Source organism: Klebsiella electrica, assembly GCF_006711645.1.
GTDB classification, from domain to species: domain Bacteria; phylum Pseudomonadota; class Gammaproteobacteria; order Enterobacterales; family Enterobacteriaceae; genus Klebsiella; species Klebsiella electrica.
This window is the reverse complement of sequence record NZ_CP041247.1, coordinates 1,431,607-1,449,185: the sequence shown is the minus strand read 5'-3', so window position 1 is coordinate 1,449,185 and position 17,579 is coordinate 1,431,607. Positions and strand designations below refer to the sequence as shown.

Annotated in this window: 15 protein-coding genes and 1 tRNA gene; 3 read left to right on the top strand and 13 right to left on the bottom strand. The window is 53.7% G+C overall.

Going from position 1 to position 17,579, the window contains the following annotated elements; all coding sequences use genetic code 11:
* The first annotated feature begins 344 nt into the window (after nucleotides 1-344).
* Nucleotides 345-1,667: a long-chain fatty acid transporter FadL gene (gene fadL / locus Electrica_RS06990; protein ID WP_167686224.1), complete on the top strand. Its 1,323-nt coding sequence runs from the start codon at nucleotides 345-347 to the stop codon at nucleotides 1,665-1,667.
* Between the two features lie 68 nt (nucleotides 1,668-1,735).
* Here fadL and mlaA read toward each other — a convergent pair whose 3' ends face one another.
* Complete coding sequence (mlaA, locus tag Electrica_RS06985; protein WP_131048254.1) at nucleotides 1,736-2,497, bottom strand: phospholipid-binding lipoprotein MlaA; 762 nt, start codon at nucleotides 2,495-2,497, stop codon at nucleotides 1,736-1,738.
* Between the two features lie 265 nt (nucleotides 2,498-2,762).
* On the opposite strand from mlaA, the gene Electrica_RS06980 reads away from it, so the two are divergent.
* Nucleotides 2,763-3,668 carry a formate/nitrite transporter family protein gene (locus Electrica_RS06980; RefSeq protein ID WP_131048255.1) on the top strand — a complete coding sequence of 302 codons (906 nt, stop codon included), beginning with the start codon at nucleotides 2,763-2,765 and terminating at the stop codon, nucleotides 3,666-3,668.
* A gap of 74 nt (nucleotides 3,669-3,742) precedes the next feature.
* Nucleotides 3,743-3,814, top strand: a tRNA-Arg gene (locus Electrica_RS06975).
* Between the two features lie 60 nt (nucleotides 3,815-3,874).
* Here the strand turns inward: Electrica_RS06975 and Electrica_RS06970 are convergent.
* The 12 genes from Electrica_RS06970 to Electrica_RS28785 all read right to left on the bottom strand — a co-directional run bounded on the left by Electrica_RS06970 (nucleotide 3,875) and on the right by Electrica_RS28785 (nucleotide 17,572).
* A complete protein-coding gene (locus Electrica_RS06970; RefSeq protein WP_141964059.1) occupies nucleotides 3,875-5,269 on the bottom strand; it encodes a VasL domain-containing protein in 1,395 nt (464 codons plus the stop codon).
* A gap of 82 nt (nucleotides 5,270-5,351) precedes the next feature.
* Nucleotides 5,352-5,804 (bottom strand): type VI secretion system baseplate subunit TssE, encoded by a 453-nt coding sequence (gene tssE / locus Electrica_RS06965; protein WP_141964057.1) that lies wholly within the window; start codon nucleotides 5,802-5,804, stop codon nucleotides 5,352-5,354.
* The gene (gene tssJ, locus Electrica_RS06960) at nucleotides 5,797-6,333 is read right to left on the bottom strand and encodes a type VI secretion system lipoprotein TssJ (RefSeq protein WP_165457137.1); all 537 of its coding nucleotides are present in this window, start codon (nucleotides 6,331-6,333) and stop codon (nucleotides 5,797-5,799) included. Before tssJ ends, tssE begins: the two co-directional genes overlap by 8 nt.
* Entirely contained in the window at nucleotides 6,314-7,417 is a 1,104-nt protein-coding gene (gene tssG, locus Electrica_RS06955) for a type VI secretion system baseplate subunit TssG (protein WP_141964055.1), read from the bottom strand. The genes tssJ and tssG overlap by 20 nt, the downstream gene beginning before the upstream one ends.
* On the bottom strand, nucleotides 7,372-9,135 hold the full coding sequence (tssF, locus tag Electrica_RS06950) for a type VI secretion system baseplate subunit TssF (RefSeq protein WP_141964054.1): 1,764 nt from the start codon (nucleotides 9,133-9,135) through the stop codon (nucleotides 7,372-7,374). The genes tssG and tssF overlap by 46 nt, the downstream gene beginning before the upstream one ends.
* Nucleotides 9,136-9,195: 60 nt before the next feature.
* Nucleotides 9,196-9,669: a hypothetical protein gene (locus tag Electrica_RS06945; protein WP_141964052.1), complete on the bottom strand. Its 474-nt coding sequence runs from the start codon at nucleotides 9,667-9,669 to the stop codon at nucleotides 9,196-9,198.
* 76 nt (nucleotides 9,670-9,745) lie between these two features.
* Nucleotides 9,746-11,341 carry a type VI secretion system protein TssA gene (gene tssA / locus Electrica_RS06940; RefSeq protein WP_141964050.1) on the bottom strand — a complete coding sequence of 532 codons (1,596 nt, stop codon included), beginning with the start codon at nucleotides 11,339-11,341 and terminating at the stop codon, nucleotides 9,746-9,748.
* Complete coding sequence (locus Electrica_RS06935) at nucleotides 11,341-14,754, bottom strand: ImcF-related family protein (protein ID WP_141964047.1); 3,414 nt, start codon at nucleotides 14,752-14,754, stop codon at nucleotides 11,341-11,343. Before Electrica_RS06935 ends, tssA begins: the two co-directional genes overlap by 1 nt.
* Entirely contained in the window at nucleotides 14,741-15,901 is a 1,161-nt protein-coding gene (locus tag Electrica_RS06930) for a hypothetical protein (protein ID WP_141964046.1), read from the bottom strand. Before Electrica_RS06930 ends, Electrica_RS06935 begins: the two co-directional genes overlap by 14 nt.
* A gap of 3 nt (nucleotides 15,902-15,904) precedes the next feature.
* A complete protein-coding gene (locus tag Electrica_RS06925; protein ID WP_100682835.1) occupies nucleotides 15,905-16,171 on the bottom strand; it encodes a PAAR domain-containing protein in 267 nt (88 codons plus the stop codon).
* 55 nt (nucleotides 16,172-16,226) lie between these two features.
* A complete protein-coding gene (locus Electrica_RS06920) occupies nucleotides 16,227-16,889 on the bottom strand; it encodes a hypothetical protein (RefSeq protein ID WP_141964044.1) in 663 nt (220 codons plus the stop codon).
* Entirely contained in the window at nucleotides 16,886-17,572 is a 687-nt protein-coding gene (locus Electrica_RS28785) for a hypothetical protein (protein WP_228267397.1), read from the bottom strand. Before Electrica_RS28785 ends, Electrica_RS06920 begins: the two co-directional genes overlap by 4 nt.
* Between the last annotated feature and the right edge of the window lie 7 nt (nucleotides 17,573-17,579).

Genomic DNA, 17,579 nt, shown 5'->3' with positions numbered 1-17,579 from the left:
AGGTGCCAGACAAATAATGAGGTTATTTTACGCGCGGCGTCCCCCGGCCTCCAGTCGTTAATGGCGACAACGGTCCTGAGTGACCGAAATCACACTTAAAAATGATCCAAAACAAAAAATGCCTTGTTTAGATAAGGCGGACGAGGGCAATTTTGCCAACTGGATCGCTTTTTTCGTATCACAAATGAAAAAACTTATAAACAAACTTGCAACATCTTATCTGGTCAGACCTATACTCAGCGCACTGGTCTGATTTCTCTGTCGTAAAGCAGACCCTACACTTCGCGCTTCTGTTACGGCATGTAACATAGTTTATATAAAAATAACTCAATGAGGTTATGGGCATGAGCCAGAAAACCCGCTTTACCCAATCTGCCCTCGCAGTGGCTGTAGCACTTGTTTCAACACAGGCCTGGTCAGCAGGCTTCCAGTTAAATGAATTCTCTTCATCAGGTCTGGGCCGCGCCTATTCCGGTGAAGGTGCAATTGCTGACGATGCGGGCAATGCCAGCCGTAACCCAGCATTGATCATGATGTTCGATCGCCCGACGATGTCTGCGGGCGCAGTCTTCGTCGACCCTAACGTCAATGTTTCCGGTCGCTCTCCGACAGGCAAAAGCCTGAACGCCGATAACATTGCGCCAACCGCGTGGGTGCCTAACTTCCACTTTGTTTCGCCGATTAACGATCGGTTTGGTTGGGGGGCGTCTATCACCTCTAACTATGGTCTGGCGACCGAATACGCCGATGACTATGCCGCCGGTAGCATGGGCGGAAAAACAGACCTGACCACCGCCAACTTCAACCTGAGCGGCGCCTATCGTCTGGATAGCCACTGGAGCTTTGGCTTAGGGTTTGATGCGGTATATGCGAAAGCGAAGATTGAACGCTTTGCGGGCGATTTGGGGCAAATCGTGGCGGGCTCTGGCGCACTGCCGCCGCAGTTGGCCGGCCCGGTATCGAAAATTCCTGCCGATACGCAAATTGCTCACCTCAACGGTAACGCGTGGGGCTTTGGCTGGAACGCCGGTATTCTTTATGAACTGGATAAGAATAACCGCTATGGCTTCACCTATCGTTCCGAAGTGAAAATCGACTTTGACGGTAATTACAAAAGCAGCTTACCTTCCGCGTACAACCAGATCCTCGGTAACTTCGGGCTTCCGGCGGGCACCAACGGTCAAACGACCAATGGTTCTTTGACTCTGAACCTGCCTGAAATGTGGGAGCTGTCCGGTTATAACCGCGTGGCGCCAAAATGGGCCGTGCACTATAGCCTTGCTTATACCAGTTGGAGCCAGTTCCAGGAGCTGAAAGCGACCGGCAGCAACGGCCAAACGCTGTTCTATAAAGATGAAAGCTTTAAGGACGCCTACCGCATCGCGCTGGGTACCACCTATTACTACGACGATAACTGGACCTTCCGTACCGGTATCGCCTTCGATGATAGCCCGGTACCTGCCGCCACTCGTTCTATCTCCATCCCGGATCAGGATCGTCTGTGGCTGAGCGCGGGTACCACCTATGCCTTCAACAAAGATGCTTCGGTTGACGTGGGTGTTTCATACATGCATGGTCAGCACGTAGAAATTAAAGAAGGTCCTTACACCTTCCGTTCTGAAGGCAAAGCCTGGCTGTACGGCGCGAACTTCAACTACCGCTTCTGATAGGTCTGGCAGCATAAAAAAAGGGTGAACTCACGTTCACCCTTTTTTGTTGTCATCTTTAATTCTGTTTACTGCGAGTCGATATCTTTCAGATCGCCCTGAATCGCCTGAGCGTTAGGGTTCTCAGCCGGCGTGAGTTTACCGCCGCTGGCAATAAAGTCATGACGCTGGAAGTAGGCTTCGCGAACCATAATATACGGGTCGGAAGACTGGCGCAGCAGACCGTCGGAATCGAGCAACTGAGCACGGGTCTCAACCCCTTCAACCGCCCACTTACCGATGGACATCGGCCAGGTCAGCCAGGAAAGCACCGGGTAAAGGCCATCAGCCATATCACCGCCTTCATCACGCAGCGTAAAGCTGCCATAGAACGGCAGCTGCATATAAGGGCCGTAACCCACGCCATAGTGGCCCAGGGTGCTACCAAAGCGATGCGGTTCAACACGCTGCAGTTTCGGGTTCGCCATTCCTGCGACATCAATCAGGCCGCCCATCCCCAGAAGGGTGTTAAGGAAGAAGCGGGTAAAGTGCACCATACCTTTATAGGGATCGCCCTGCAGGAAGTAGTTTGCCATCACCGCCGGTTCTTCAAGGTTGCTGGTAAAGTTACTCAGCCCGTTGCGCGCTGGCTGCGGGACATAATCACGCCAGGCAACGGCAACCGGACGCAGCACGTACGGATCCACCACGTTAAAGTTGAAGTTGAACATCGTACGGTTAAACCCTTCAAGCGGGTCTGAACGCCCCTGCGGCAGATCGCCAGAGCTGGAACTGGCACATCCCACCAGCAATGTGGCGCCAAGCGCAAGCGCCGACAGGCGAAAATTCATAGGTGTCTCCCTGTTAATTTTGGCTATTGCTGTGGGTAATCCGGGGACTACGCCTCCATTACGATACCGCCTGAAGCAGATGCATCTGCTGCCTGCTTTCAGCATAGCCTTCTTTGGCATAATTGTTGCGCCCTGATTCTATACATATTTTGCAATATCCGTATTGCTAATCTTGCCATTAGTAAAAATTCAGGAGGTTATCCCGGGCCAGCCGGATGAAATATCGCTACGCTTATGAGAACAAAAAAACGCAGGAGGAAATGCCATGACGACAGATCCCAAACCTTACGCCAGCCATCATAACGAAGATGTGGAGGTTGAAAGCGATGAAAAACAGGATGGCGAACCGATTGAGGTTAACGAGGAGCGCCTGCCCTCGCGGGCGATGGCTACCCATGAAGAGATCCGTCAGGAAGGGGAAAAAGAGCTGGAGCGCGATGCCCTTGCTCTTCTGTGGTCAGCGGTAGCCGCCGGTCTGTCGATGGGGGCATCGATGGTGGCAAAAGGGATTTTCCATGTCCACCTGGGCGAGCTCCCCGGCGGTTTTTTACTGGAGAATCTGGGTTATACCTTCGGGTTTGTTATTGTCATCATGGCTCGCCAGCAGCTGTTTACCGAGAATACCGTCACCGCGGTATTACCCATCATGCATAAACCGACGCCCGGAAATATTGGCCTCCTGTTACGGCTCTGGGGCGTGGTGCTCATCGGTAACCTGGTCGGTACGGCAATTGCGGCCTGGGCCTTTAATATGATGCCGATTTTTGACGATGCCACTCGCGGCGCGTTTCAGGAGATCAGTTTAAAGGTCATGGAAAATACGCCGTCTGAAATGTTCGCCAATGCGATTATTTCCGGCTGGCTGGTGGCGACCATGGTCTGGATGTTTCCCGCCGCCGGCGCGGCAAAAATTGTGGTGATCATCATGATGACCTGGCTGATTGCGCTCGCTGATACCACCCATATTGTGGTCGGCAGCGTCGAGATTTTCTACCTGGTCTTCAACGGCTCGCTACCGTGGCAGGACTTCATCTGGCCCTTCGCGCTGCCGACGCTGGCTGGCAACATTTGCGGCGGGACGTTTATTTTTGCGCTACTTAGTCATGCGCAGATTCGTAACGACATGAGCAACGCCAAAAAAGAGCGGCTCAAGGCCAAAAAACACCCTTAAGTGGCGACAGTTTAAGCAGTCAATCCATAGATGCTTAACGGGCAAGGAAAAAAACGCTATACTCCCGCCGCTTCGTCCCCTTAGTTAAATGGATATAACGAGCCCCTCCTAAGGGCTAGTTGCAGGTTCGATTCCTGCAGGGGACACTTCTTAGCCGTTCGCCGCAACCCGACACCGTTCGCTAACTCCCTTGAATAATATAATTTTTATTTCGACGCCTGCTGTTTTATTTCAGCATAACGGGCAGCCAGTTGCTTGAGATGCATCTCCAGTTGCGTCCTGTCAGCAACCGGTAAAGGTTTGCCAGCGGGTGTTTGTGATAATGCCCGCAATTGCTCTTCAGCGGGTATGGATTGATTAAAGGACTGCATGGCGGAAAAGACCACCGATTTCAGCTCACTGACCGTCATGTATTTGCCTTTCTGCTCATCAAGCCCGTTCAGCCTGTCGCTCAGTTTGTGTAGCGTTGTCATCCCCTGATACCAGCCATTGAGATTTTCTGCCGGCATTGAGGCAGCAGTAAGTTGTTGCTGCCACTGTTGCGCCAGAGGTTTAGCCTGCTCCGGCCAAAGCGTCTGAGCCTGTTCCAGAAGCTGCCTGCTCCAGACGATATTCCAGTCAGGGGGGAGCTTGTCCAGTCGGGCAAGCTGCTGCTGCGTTTGTGTGATTATCGCGGGTGATAACGAGGATCGCTGGCGCAACGCATCCAGCTGTGCAGGTGTGAGTGTTGCGGGTAACGGCGCCAGTGAGGCTGCGAGCTGAGTTTGCAGTGGATCAGGCCGCAGCAGGGTATGCCAACCCCACACCGTCGCTACGCTTACCACCAGCATGGTGCACATCCCGGCGGCGAAGGATTGCGATTTTTTTACCGGCGCGGGCATTGCCGCCTGTACTTCGATATTCGCCTGCTGTTCTGCTTGCGCGACATACACCCACTTCGCGGTACTATCCGGCGCGCGACGCCCTTCAGGCGGACGACCGACAAGGTCGCTCGTTGCGCCCCCTGAACCATTCATTACCGTAGCAGGCAGCACGATACCCGGCTCGATGGTCGCCCCGGCACAACCGGAGGTGTTATCACTGTTTTCCAGCCGGGCGGCATTGTTGTGCATCAGCGTACGCAAGGCAGCAAACTGACTCAGATGTTTAAGTTCCAGGCGCTGTAGCACGACGCAGAGACCGGTAAGCAACTGCTCCGCGCGATATAGCTGGCAGAGGTCACTGTCATTCAGCAGGAGCGTGCGCATCCGTTGCTGCAGACGCTGACTCAGGCCACTGAGAATTTCCATACGGGCATGTACAGGCTGAGGCCAGAGCGCGCCCCACTGATGGCCGATCAGGGCCTCCAGTATGGCCAGTCCTTCATTCAAACCAGACAATCCGGCCAGATGCGTCCGCGCAAGCGTATACCAGGCTGCCGTCTGCAGTTCAACACCGTTTTGTTCAAATAATGAAAGGCAGAGCCTTTCGGCATACTGCCAGTTGACGTCCGGGCGCGCCGGATGGGTCAGCTTACTCAGCTCATCACGTAGGGCTGCATAATCCGGCAGGGTACGCGGATCGCCGCCGGTTTTAATTTTATGTGGGGTAATGTCATTCATGACCAGATATCCATCTGACGAGTCTGAAGCTATGGAAGATTTTTGAGGCACGGTAATTTTACTGACATGGTGCTACCCGGCCTTACATACGGATTGTCGTGTCGAGATACTGCTGTTGCTTCAGGTGCCGCAACAGGACCCGCCCTTCGGGCATAAATTCGGTGCCATAACGCACCAGACCAATACCTTTGAGTTCAGCATCAATGGCATAGCGCAGTTCACCGGGGACATTCTGTTCCAGCAGGACAACGGCTATTTTTTTCAGGCGAGGTTCATATTTGAGCAGGACGGCAGACAATGTCCCCATCAGTTCATGGGCAGTGCCCGGCATCCCCTGGAGGATTTTGGTCATATCCGGCAGGCCATAGTCCGGCAGATGCGCCAGCGTCCCGGCACGGCAGTTGAGGATGCGCTGCATATTGTCGAGCACGGACAGGATGACCTGGTTCTGCTCACTGACCTGCTGCAGGGCAAGCCCGCCGGTAAAATTACCCAAGAGGGTCTCATACAACGATGGACGGGAAGTCTCATTCATTTTTCAGCGCCTTAAGGATCAGCTGGTTGTTCCCTGCTTCGATGATACGGGCTTTATCCGGATCGAGGTCATCACGGCTCAGTACCACCCGCCAGGTATTATTCACCTGGTCCGGCGACATAAACATGCCGGCCACCGCCACATACTGCGCACTTTCCTCCAGCGGCATATCGACCATCACCGCCCCACCCGGCTGCAGGCGGATATCTTTCTCCGTCAGCAGGTCTGCTTTGATAGCCTGACTGTCAGCCTTGAACAGCGACGGATAGTCCGTGCTGTCAAAGGTATTGCGGTCTTTGAGCTGGTAGATACGTATCACGGTGGACAGCGCTACTCCGCCAGCATTATGGTTTACGGCCTCGCGGGCGCGAATATCGAGGTGAAGCGTTTTCACCTGTTTATAAAAAATCGATTTGGTGACGGCGACAGTGCCGTCCGTGACGCTCTGGGTCAGCCCACAGCCCGCCAGTATCAGTGTGATACTGGCGACCAGCGCAGCCAGAGGAAATTTACCAGCGATAATCGCCATCTTCATCGGTCTCCCTGCGGTGAATATTTTCCTGTACCCGTTCATAGCGGCCAAGATTGATGGTTATGGTTTTGGGATGTGTGGCGGTGTTCGCCGCATTCAGCGGGCGCATCACGGCAGTGCGGCCCAACTGCACGGCGCCGACTTTGGCTTTACTGCTCATCGTCGCGTCCGGCAGCAGGCTGCGGTCGACACACAACTGCAGGCGGACATCGAGGCGCGAGCCCAGATAAACATGCAGCAACGCCATCAGGTCTGTGTGCAGCTCTCCTCCGGGCAGCCAGCCCTGCACTTCTTCCGGATTAGTGGAGGTCAGGCGCATCAGCACCTGGCTGTTCACATCGGTGGCATAATTGCCCATCACCGGGCGGCTGGTCAGGGTGACGGGCTGACTGACGCTCATGGTCAGTGGCTTTTTCAGTGGCTCGCGGCGTTTGTCGTGGTGCCAGATTTTCGCCTGTGTGTCAGGTGCCAGCAGGCGCACCAGCGAGGCCATACCTTCTGCAGTCCGTCCCGGCAGCAGCATCACCGGCAGCAGCGCCAGAAAGCGTGAGGCCGGGGCGGCGATACTGTCTGTGCAACCGTCAATCCCGAGCCCTGCCAGCCCCAGAAGATACTGCGAGGTTTTATCCTTCCCCCCTTCCTCAAAGGTCGCCGGATATGAGTATTTACGCCAGATGCGGTAGTACTGGGTAATCAGCCGGTGGTTGAAGATATCAAGGAAATCCGCAGCCGCCTCGTACCCTTCCCGCCGCTGAGTAATGTCATCGATATAGTGCGTCGGCAGCGGCGACTCCACGCCGTAGAGCCCCATAAAGGTGATGCGTACCGTGGGTGGCAGGTGCGGATGCTCCGGCAATTCTACGCCTTTGATTTCGGCGGCCGGGAAGCCCATTCCCGGATGTGGCCGGAAGCGCACCGGCTCATGACGCACCTGCCAGTTGCTGCCGGCGACCGGTTTATCTGGCTGACTCCGCTCCAGCAGCTGACAGAAACGGTAAAAATTCATGTACGGTAGCCGGTCACCCAGCTGCGCTATCAGCCGGGCAGGCGCGGACTGTGGTTCTCTTTCCACCGGATGCATTTTCCTTCTGGCTGAATGAAAAGGGTGAGCTGGTTAAACTGGTTCATGTCGGCATAGAGCGCGAAGAAGCGGTTGAGCATTTCGCCGAACAGGTGAATATCGCCCTCGCCGATAAACCCGCCGCTGTCGAGGGTGACCTCAATATCAAGCCCCCGCAGCAGGTAGCCCTGCTCGAACCGCTGCAGGCGGTGGTGTTTCACATGCTGAATCGCCTCCAGCCGCCGGGTGTTGAGTTCATCTTCCGGCCAGTTGTACAGCGCAAGCGTCCCGCGCAGCACTTCGGCCGTGCTCATCATGTTCAGAAACCCGGAGCCCAGGTGACTCAATATCCGCCAGTGGAAACGGTCTTCCGCAGGGGGATAGACCGGCAGCGTGGGCTTGCAGAGATTGCGTACCGAGAGCGGCGTATCGACTATCTGCTCACAGCGGTCAAGGAGCGTACTCTGTAGCGCCCGGCGCGGTAGCTGGCCGTTGGTGCCGGTGATTTGCAGCGATACGGCTTCGCGGTCGACAAGCCGGTCATTTTCCCACTGATGGCCGCCCAGGATAAGCCAGGTGTCATACAGCCCGGTCACACTGCGCTTTACACGGGTGTGGTAATACCGGGGCGGCGCATGACGACGCATCATCCCGCCTTTGTGGCGGAAGCTGCTGAACGGGACATACTCCGCGTCAATGGTCCGGTTGGAGCCGGTAACCGAATCCACGGCGTAAATCTCGGTGTGTCCGTCCTGCAACCGTTTGGGCCGCAACAGATATTCACTTTCAAGTCCGGTGATGGTGAGCGGGTCGGCTTCCAGGGTGAACAGGTTAATCACCGGCACGCAGTGAAGACGAACCGCGTCATCGGTGACCGGCAGGTCAGATGGCCACGGCGAGCTGAAAACCACTTCAATATCGAAGTACTCTACCCCGGCAGGCGGCGTCATACCGTCAAGACCATTGAGGTGGACAAACATAAACTTGTCGCGGAAGGTGAAGTACTCCAGCAGCAGTTGGTAGCCGCTGAACGCGGTATCGCCTTTCGGCCACAGACCGTCCTCTTCAGCAAAACCGCCCGGTGAAAAATACCCGTCGAGGTGGATACGATCGGTCTGCCCGGGCAGACGCATATAGAGTGCCGCCTGACGTTTCGTCAACATCAGATGCAGATGGCTGCTGACGGGCGCATCCGCGCCGAGATACAGGCTCAGACGACGGAGATCGGCATGTGACCAGTCGGCCTGACTGCTGCAGGCAAAGCGCATCCGCATCAGCGAGCGCCCGTCAGGCTCAGTCGCCATCGTGACGTCTGAAACACTCAAAGGATTAAGCATCACATCCTGAGTAGTGCGGTAGCGACAAACCGTGTTCTTCGGCTCTACCGGGCGGGAGTACACTTCAAGGCCCGCAGGTACAACCTCCGCCATTTTCATGGCATGCAGCGCCGGGGTCAGAGCCACCAGCGAGAGCGACGGAATAGTGCGCAGATAATGTGGCCAGAGCATGCTGACCAGTCCTTCGGTCAGTTCCGGCAGGTCGTCGTCAATCTTCTCCCGCAGCCGTCCCATCGAAAAAGCAAAGCCTTCAAACAGCCGTTCGACATACGGATCGGGTGTGCCAGCCTTATCCAGGTCCAGCATTGCCGCTCGGTCGGGGTGAGTCTGGGCGAATTCTTTCGCTGCTTCGCGCAGGTAGCGCATTTCCGCGTCGTAATAGCGTAGGGTTAGATCTTCCATTGCGCATTTGCCCCAGAATAATTCCAGACGATATCCAGCATATTTACAGTTACCATCAATTTATTCACCATGTTGTATTTCATCTGGAAAAGTAATTTCCAATCCACATGGCTTTTCCGTTGCGAACAAAATCGTTCTTCCTTGATTATCGCTGACCCCCGTATAGGTGTCACTTGGGTCACATTTATTAGTAATTTTGTAAGTAACATAAGGATTTATCTTGCCGTCATCAGCAGTGGTCGTAAAACTCCCGGAATAATCATAAAAATGCCACATTGGCTCAATCGTGTAGTCTTTTTCATTAACACGCCCGGAAACGACAAATTCACCGGTATCACCATTACTATCCAAAACACCTATTGCAGCATCCTTTTGCCCCTTCACCAATCGGGCACCTTGAGGCAGTTTTTTAATTTCATGCCCAGAAAAATCAATGCGATAATATTTGAACTCACTCCATTCTTTGTGAACATTTACGGAAGAAGTACATCCTGATAAAAACAAGAGAAAAAAAACAAGAGAAAAATACTTCATAACTCTATTTACCTTTTAATAATCACTAACTGTTTTATTTCAATCAAAAAGATATTAAATTGGCTATTTCTGTTCATTAACCACACAACACCGCCGCCCGTACCGGATCAACCGCAATCAGCCCGGCAAGTAACTGGTCCATTACCGGTGTAAGGCGGGTCTTATCAGCCTCACTGCGACCAGCTTTCAGACGCAGGAGTTTCAGATGGCGGGCCTGGACCTCAAACAGCAGCTCAGGCTCCCAGTTGCTGAGGGTCACTTCACGGGCCCGTTCACCCAGTTCTGCAAACAGGTGCACCGCCAGGTCATTTTTACCGTACTGCTCAGCAATACGTCCCATCAGCAGGCGTAGCAGCCACTGTTGCCGCGCAGTCGTGACGCCCGGACGGTTCTGTAACCAGGCCAGCGCCGCATCCGGACCTTCACTGTCCGCCAGCACCACGGCTTCCGGCTCCAGAGCCAGAATGTCATCGTTACCGGAGGTTACCGGGGCTGATGGTGTGTCATTGCCCCACCCGCCGACGGTGTCCAGCACAGTTTGCTGGATCCAGTTCAGCGTCACTTCATCCGCAAACGGGGTACCGTCACTGAACGCCAGCGTCTCCAGCCCGGACAGTCGTGATAACAGCCCTTTCAGATCGGCGGTGACAATGTCAGCCAACGTCTGCTGGCTGGATTTAGTCAGCGCCTGATGGATGTACCACTGCAAATCCAGCCACAGATGATTGGCGCCACGGGAAAAGGTGCTGTCTGCCGTTTCCAGCATCTCGGCCCAGTTCTGCTGCAGATACAGGCGCTTAAGCAGCGCACGCTGGTCCGCCCTTGGCGGTTCGATGCGTGTACGACCCTGGGCATCAGGAGCCGGGATAGCCCGCAGGGTATCGTGACGCAGGCTCTTCATCAGATGGTGTGCTGACAACCAGCCGTCCGGCTGTTCGCGCAGGTATTCGGTGAGCGTGCGGGCCTGCGCCAGTAAATCCTGGCCGGAGGTGATACGCCCGATGGCCGGGGCATCACTGTGGCTGGTTGTGAAATACGCTTCGCTGGTACTGGCGTTTTGCGGCACCACCGCATCCACGCCGCCCGCTTTCTGCAGACGATTTTCCAGCGCACCATACAGCGCATTGAGTTCCGGCCGTGTTTCATCCGGCTCATTTTCACTAAGCCCGGCTATCAGCAACAGCGCCCCGGTGGTACGTATAGCATCGCTCTTGACCACTTCCGGATACAGAGAAAGAGAGTCGGTCATGCGCGATCCCGCCAGCCATTCCAGTGCCGCCTTACGGCTACGGTCACGCTGTGGATGAAGTTGCGCGCCGAAACGTTCTATCAACCCGGCCAACAGTTCAAGGCCTTCAGCCAGACCCCGCTCGCCTTCGCGGTGCAGCTTTGCCCAGCAGTAGTAGGTGGCTACACGAATGTCTTTGGCGGTGGTGGTCAGTTGCTTCTCCGCCAGACGGCAGATAAGCTCTGTGTCTGCCCCGGAGAGTTTGTTGACCTCCTCACGCATCTGCTGGAAGTCATCATCATATCCCGGATCTTCGCCAACAGGCGATGAACCGGACAGCGGCTGCAGCCAGCTATCCCACTGCGCCACACGTTCACGGGTAGCAGTAAGCAGTGGCACCTGCTCAGCCTGGCAGGCGCTCAGTAAAGCATTCAGCGTGCTCATCAGTAGACCTCCTCCGTATCACTGGCCGCGCTGGCGACCGTGTCTGGCGCTACCGTTGTGCTGAAGATAGTCTCCGGCAAGCGGAAATTACGCAGTTTCAGCAGCGCCAGCGGCCCCTCACCCGCTTCGGTACGCAGGGTGTAATTGAGCGTGCGACCGTCCTGTGCTTTCCAGCTCAGGCTGTAACTGCTGCCGACTCCCGGGTAAGCATTGACGGTGGCGTGATCCAGCAGGCGTATCCAGCCCCAGCTACCCGGAATATCAGCGTACTGGCGAGTGCCCGCCTGAGTGCTTATCCAGCTCAGGTTGGCACCCGGCGCTTCAGTATCCGCAGGCCAGGTAAAGCGTTTCCATGCAGGCATCTGATTGACGTAAGTCAGCTTCTGGCTGTCGATAATCATGTCGGTCTGCATTACGCCATCGGCGGTACCAGGACGCAGCTCGAAATTCATCCCGGCATTGCCTTCGGTGAAGGCGACATCCGAGATGTGACTCAGGGTGTTTATGGCATTAAGAAACGCCGGGTTAAAAGCGAGCCCCTGCGAATTGATGCTGTCCGGTACCCAGCGGTTACCTTCCTTATGCAACACACCTTTGAGACGGGTCTGCAGGAACTGGGCGATACGCCCGGAATCGGCGTTGAGGTATTTAGCCAGCAGTGGCAGGGAGACGTCGCTGCTGGACTCGTTGAACGGATAGCGCCCGCCAAATGCAGCGTTCCACTCAGCAACCACCGTCTGCTGCCACTGGGCATTGAGACTGTCTGCCGCCGGTGTCAGCACCTGCTGCCAGGCCTGCTCCATCGGGTTCACGAAAACGGTGCGACCAAAACCACTCCACTCCTGCCCCAGGCCGGCGGCAATCAGGCTGCCGTAGTCACGGGTTTCGGTCAGATCAACAGCCTTGCCCTGGAATACAGTCTGGGCAATGGTCTGGGTCATGGCCTGCGGGTCGGCGGCATTGGTCACCTGCTGCAGGCGCAGACGCACCTGCGTCACACGGGTCAGGAACGACTGCAGACTCTGCTCCTGTGCACCTGTACGGCTCTTGTCCATCAGTGCCAGCACCGGGGCAAAGGTCGCATCCAGCGGCCCGTGCGTACCAGCGTTCTGGTCAATGGCATCCTGGTTATCACCACCCAGCAGATTCTTCGCTGACTTGACCAGGGAATCCGAAATAGCGTCCCCGGTTTGTCCGGTGCGTCCCTGCACATTGAGGGTGTTCATCAGCGCCACCAGTGGTGACTGGCGCACGTCTGCCATCAGAGTCAACTGGTCAATGGAATCGGACAGCGTGGTGGCCTGGCGAAGCCGCAGGCTGTTGAGGAACGTCAGCCAGGCGCCGCCAAAGTCGGCGAAGTAACGCTCCGTCAGGCGCTTTTGCAGCGCTTCCGGAGACATTTCATCCTGCGTATTAGCCTGTTGCCTGCTGTCCGTGAGCACCCAGTCGAGCTCGTCCCGGCGCGCCTTCACCACCTTTTCAATGGCTGGCTGCACAGTCTGCTCCCAGGCCTGACGGGTGAACATCCCCGGCACGACCTCTGTGGTACTGAACAGGCGGGAGACATCGGTATCGCCGGTCATATCTTCCAGGCGCATATCGACATACAGGTGCGCCACCTGAGAGAGCATATTCTGGTAGAGGGTTGATTCGCTGTTACGTAAGCCCATCAGGCGAACCAGCAGGGAACGCGCCTGGCTGACCATGCTCTCATCACCTCGCAATTTCCACTCCGGGTGCGTGACCAGCTGCGCGCCATAGAAGGACAGCAGTGACGGGGCCACGCCCTGCCAGACGCCGTCTTTCACGCCATCACGCTTCGGCCAGTCGCGCAACAGTGCCGAACTGAACCAGTTGGCGTCCATATGTTCCGGACGGGTCAGCATCAGGTACAGTTTGAGCTGGTCATAGGTATTTTTTGCCATCTGCTCACGCAGCGGGCTGCCCGGCGGCAGCGCATTAAAGGCACTGACCTGTTTCTGCAGATGGTCAGCGGCCGCATCCCGCAACAGCGGCAGGGCGCTGTCCTGATAGCGTGGCCAGAGTGCGGCCAGCAGGGCATTATTCTGGCTAAGCCCGGCCTGCTCGTACCACGGTACACCATGCTCAGCGCGGTACTGCAGACGGGCCAGGGTTTTCTGCAGTTCAGACAGCGCGTGCAGGCGCTGTTCCAGCGGCTGATTCTGTCGGGCAGCAAGTGCGGCCTGGGCATTCGCACCGTCAATCTGGCTGCGGTTGGTGACATACGCGATGCTCATCCACGCCGCCCATGCCACCATCGTCAGGGCGACAGCCGATGCCATCACCCTGCGCCACGGAATGCCCGGTTTGCGCGGACGCAGTCCGGCAGGAAGCGTCCGGACGGACTCAGGCAAAACATCCCAGCGCTTATCCATGCCCCAGTGGTGCGGCACGGCACGTTCAGCATCGGCAGAAGGCTGGCTGAACACCACCCCTGCCAGCGGTAGCGGGCGGTACGGATTGAGCATCACCGACAGCGGAGCGGTCACGCTCTGTGGTTCGCGAATAAGCTGGTCGGCAAGTGTCAGTAAGAAGTGATGTTTAACCTCGCCGCAGGTCTGCTGCAGACCTTGCGAGGTCAGCCCGGACGTCAGGGCTGCAAACTGTTCAGCCAGCGTTTCAGGACTGCATCCAGCAGGCAGCAAACAGCCAGTGGCCTGCACAATCCGGCCTTCCGGCTTTCCGGAGCGTGGATGCAGGGACCAGACATACAGGGGAAGTTTCCAGCCCAGTTCATCCATACGCGCACTGATGGCATGAGACAGGGAATCCATGGTGCTTTCAGACGGTACCGGCAGCGGCTGCTTCAGTCCTGGCGCTGAGAGCTGGTCAAAAGCCGAGGTAACCCATACCAGACCATCCACTGGACGGCGGCGCAGTTTGCGCAATGCGGTCAGCCAGTCGCTGTCTGCTGGCGTATTGAGGTCACCGCCCCATAGCAACAGCGTGCCGCGATCTTCCTGCCAGAGCTGGTCTGTCAGGCCAGGGGTCAGTTGCTCAACCTCAGCGACGGTGCCGGTTATCAGCAGGATGCGTGTTTTACTGCCCCAGCGCCGACCGTAGAGGTTGCGCATGGCGAGGCGGATAGTGTCGACGGTGATATTGCGTGGTGCGGTCTGCTTGACGCGCCCCTCATCGGCAGGCAGGACACTTTTACGTTTCGCCTGAAAACGAGACCACTGTTGTTTAATTGCTAGGCTAATGGTTTTGCTATGACGGATAAGCAACAGAAGGATTATCGCTGCCACAAATCCCAGCAACTTTAGTCCATTGCTGGTAAGTCCGAATGCATCACCCTTTTTCCAGATGGCCAATCCGATCGCGGCAGTAATGAGTACGGTAATACTGAGGCGTCCCCAGTTACCACGCCACACTGAACTATCCTTCGCCATTTATCTGATTCCCTGTAGTTACGGTATTTATAAAACGCAGCTCTTTGTCACCCGAAAGCATCAGGCAATCTTCTTTTGTCAGCGCAGCAATATCGCTGACGACAGCAGCCATGATCCAGGGTGAGAAAGGGCCGCTAAGTCCGGCATACTTTTCCAGCCAGTGGCACTGTTGAGGTTTCCAATTACCTTCATATTGTTTTGCACTGGCCAGAAGAGTGGAAAAATCACCACCCCACTTCATGCTGTCGCCCACTATTGCATGCGCAGCAATAACCTGTGACTGGGTTGAGAAAAAGGTAGCGAGCTCTTCACTCAGCATTTGGGCTGATTCAAGCGACATAGGCCGAAGCAGGCGAGCGTGATGGTTTAGCTGATACTTCGTTGCTACATCATCAGAGGTCAACATTAAAGCCGAGAGCGAATCACTGTACTCATTCCCTCCCTGAGTCTGGTGAACCAACAGAAGCTCAACATCCAGAATAGGGGCTTTTAGGCGATCGCCCACCCAATCGAAGGCCCGGTCTTTAAGAATCGTCAGTAATGGTACGGGATACGCCTGTCCAACTAACTGGAGCCAGCATGCTGAAAATTCTCTCTGCAATGTCTCATCAGGATCGTGTGAATCAGTCAGTAAGGTTGCGTGGAAAGGGAGGTCAGATAAGCGCTGTAATTCTGATATATCCAGGCCCCCAATCAATACTGAAAAAACATCTTCGCCTGCAGGTAACGTTATTCCCCGACTAAAAGAACTACCCTGCTCTCGATCTTTGGGAGCCTGCAGAAATATGGATGGCGTCAATTCATCAGGCAGGATAACCCGACTATACATAACTGCCAGGTAACGTCCAGCCCAGGAAATCCATTGCTGCTGAACATAATCTGCCTCATCGGATTCAAACTGATGACGGTCCATTGCATGGTTATACATCCAGCCACGAAGACAAATCGTAATGAACCAGATTAAAATAGGACTCCCAGAAACAATCCAGAGGTTGAATTTTTGCAATTCACCCAGAAACTGATTGGCATGGAGGACAAAGAGCAGCACTCCAGCAATTACAGCAACAAGACCTGCAATCAGCCAGATGACCAGAGACGGTTCTTCTGGCTCTGTAGTAATTGTGGCTTTCTGACGCTCCCAGCTCATAACTTATCCTACTGAACAATCCGGCGCACTTGAGATAACATGGCAACCACATTCACATTCGCAGCCATCCACAACAACAGACTTGCCATCAGAGATCCATTCTGGTGATCCTTCAATAATGGCATTAACACCATGCCCTTCAACAGGGCAATTAATTTCGTCGCCAACAAGAGCTACTTTCTTTCCGTTCACAATCATGGTCGAAGATGCAGATATAACCTCACCACCGTGAGTAGTTTTATCTCCTAGCAATACAAATCCTTTGGACATAATATCCCCTAGAATATTTAACTGGTCGAAAGATCAAGCTCAAGAAGCAGAAGTTTCATTGAATTTTTTCAAAAAGAATTCGCCCTTCTTTTATTTGCCGAACATTGTCATCATTAAGCAATAGGCCGCAAATTCCTGAATCGGTTGCAAATATATTTGTATTGTATGAAATATCATCCTCCGTGTAATCAGGGAGTCCATTTTCATAATAACCATTTATCTTTAAATATTTTTTGCAATCTACGCTAAAGGCATCAGGCCTTTCAACCTTGAAAGGAATAATTTCCTTTTGGGCGGGAGAAGTGTCCCTCCCTGAAAAATCATAATTGATATAGAATTTCCCAGGTGGAACCTTACCATCAAAGAAAGTATTTGATATATTGTTTTTTATGCTGAAGACACCATCCAAAATATCGACATCACCACGACCGATTGTCACAACGCCCCCATCATCATTCACTTGCCTGTAATATATATTTACAGTATCATCCGATACTCGTAGATAAATTTCATCACCAATTATTGACGCATTATCTGGAAGTAAGTACACCCCATTTTTATCGCGATTAAATTTATTAGACAGTATTGGATACACTTTTTCCATATTGTTTTCTGAGTAAACCCATTTAGAATAATAAACTCCATTTGTTAAAATATTTGCATTAACATAAAAAGGGAACTGAGTTACAATAAAAACAAGCATGAGTCTTATATTCATTGTCTCACCTCCAAATGGAAAACGGGCTCACCGTTATAAGCATAAGGACTTATATAATAGATATCATCATTATTTTTCATGTACGCTTTAACTGCTTTATCAAAGGGTTTCGCGAGTTTATTCATCCTTGACTTGCTAATGTCGACCACATTTCTTTGCGCATATATTTCCTCACTAACGCAATGTCTTGATACTACTTGCCCGTCACTCATAAGAGTATTAATTTCATCAACCATTGCCTGAATGGCTTTATTGCGATCTTCTATGCCTGCAGCCACACCTGCCTGAATTACTTTCCAGCCAGCTGGTTTGTAATGATGCTGAGAATCCACACCTAAATTTTTAGCATTAGAATACATCGCCTGCGCTTGTTCCAAAGGTGTCCTTAGAGTACTGGTAATGTGAACCTTGTGAATCCCTGCACTTTTAGCTATGTTTATTAAAATTTCTTTAGTTTTACTGCTTACTCTGTTTTTATCACTATTGCCTTTATCAAAAATCAGTACTGGTACGAAATCAGCATTTGTTTCAATTTTTTTAGATGTTCCCTGCGTATCTGTTTGATGTTTCTCAGGCTCTTTTCCAGTTCTACTATTAACAGATTTATCGGTTGTCGTAGTTTTAATGTGAATTACATTGTCTTTTTTTTCTGAGTCCGCAGATTTACTTCCTTTAGGCAACACGATATGA